The following is a 1,613-nucleotide window of genomic DNA, read 5'->3' as shown; positions in this document are numbered from 1 at the left end:
TGCCATTCTGGATGCTTTGCCAGGTAATAAGTTACCGCGGTGGTGGTGATGGTCGATGTGTCGTGAGCGGCCATCATCAGAAAAATCATGTGGTTGATGACATCGGAGTCACTGAAACGTTGTCCGTCTTCGGTGCTGGCATGGCACAGCGCGGCGAACAGGTCATTGCTGTTGCCGGCCCGGGCGGCCGGCAAGTGCCGGGCGAAGTATTCCTCGAGCACCCGTCGGCCGCGGATCCCGGCGCGATAGCGGGTGCCGGGAAGCGGCGCGCGGACGAGTGAGCTGGCCGCGCGTACCGTAGCGACGAACGCCTGGTTAATGGCGTCGCTGCTGTCTTTGCCTCGGCCACCCATGAACACATCGGTGGCGATGTCGAGGGTCAGGTTTTTCAACAGCGGGTACATGCGGACGGACGGGCCGGTCGGCCACGTGGGCAGGGTTGCGCGGACGCAAGGGGTCACTTGGGTGACGTAGCCGGCCAGTCGCGGCCGCGTGAAGGCCTCCTGCATGATGCGCCGGTGCATGAGGTGTTCGTCAAAGCTCATCAGCATCAATCCGCGGTGGAAGAACGCGTCGATGAGAAAGGCCCAGCCGTCTTGCGAGAACGCCTTTGCGTTGGTGGTGAGCGCCTCCTGGGTAGCTTGGGGGCCCGCGATGACCGCCATTTTGGTGCCGAACGCTCCCATCCACGAGACAGAACCGAACCGTTCGTAGCGCTCTCTGCCCAGGTCGGACCCAAACCGGATGTAGTCGAGGGTGTGCCCGACCAAGGGGAGCCCGGCATCACCGAGAACCGGTCGCAGTCCGCTTCCGGCCGGGGGCGCGGCTAGTTCACGCACTGGCCACCGCCGACTCCACCGGCGAAGTCCGTCGTCCACCCGTTGCGGCGCGGGAATCAAGATGACCGAAGATAACCGTTCCCGGGCTTTATCGACGGGTGCGTGTAGCGGGTTAACCATTGTCGCTCCCCGGCCTGTGGTCGTCGTGGGATGGAGGATCGACCAGCTGTTTACAGTTGGGCCACCAATGTTAATAGTTATACATAATTGCCCTGTTTGTCAAACGGGTCCTTCGCGGTGGGGCGTGACAAAAGCGGTTGCTGCGCGCTAGCCGCCTGCCTGCGTTCGGCCCGTGCGTCAAGGAAACGTGTCTTCGGCCCTGTCTGTGAGAAACGCTCCGCTGAGGTGCAAAGCGTGACGCGCCTCGGGCAAGAGTCGAAACAGGGCTTGGAACACGTGAATCTGGCCGCGAAACACCTGAAGCCGCACGGATGCTCCTGCGGCGCGCATGCGCTCGGCGAGTTGACGGGAGTCGTCGAGCAGCATCTCCCTTCCACCGACCTGGATCAATGTCGGCGGCAAGCCGGTGAGATCTGCGGCGAGGACATTGACGCGGGGGTCGGTCGGGTGGGCATCGCCTACATAGAGGCTGAGCGCACGCGTTGCGGACCGGGCCGATGCGAAAGGATCGCGGCGGCGAGTTTCACGTGCCATCGCCAGCTGGCACGTCAGATCGACGACGGGGGACATGAGTAACATGCCATCGGGCGGCGGGGAGCGATGTGCGAGCGCGCCCAACGAGGTCGCGACGGCGAGTTGGCCGCCCGCCGAATC

General features: G+C 63.7%; 2 protein-coding genes. Both read right to left on the bottom strand.

Annotation, left to right across the window (positions count from 1 at the left end):
• The coding region (locus AWC08_RS00580) for a cytochrome P450 (RefSeq protein WP_085087281.1) at positions 1–959 on the bottom strand (959 nt) is incomplete at its 3' end.
• A gap of 177 nt (positions 960–1,136) precedes the next feature.
• Positions 1,137–1,613: alpha/beta hydrolase fold domain-containing protein (locus tag AWC08_RS00575; RefSeq protein WP_136244909.1), on the bottom strand; the 477-nt coding region annotated here is incomplete at its 5' end.

Origin of the sequence: Mycobacterium gordonae, assembly GCF_002101675.1 — a bacterium.
Classification (GTDB): Bacteria; Actinomycetota; Actinomycetes; order Mycobacteriales; family Mycobacteriaceae; genus Mycobacterium; species Mycobacterium gordonae.
This window is presented reverse-complemented; position numbering and strand designations above follow the sequence as displayed.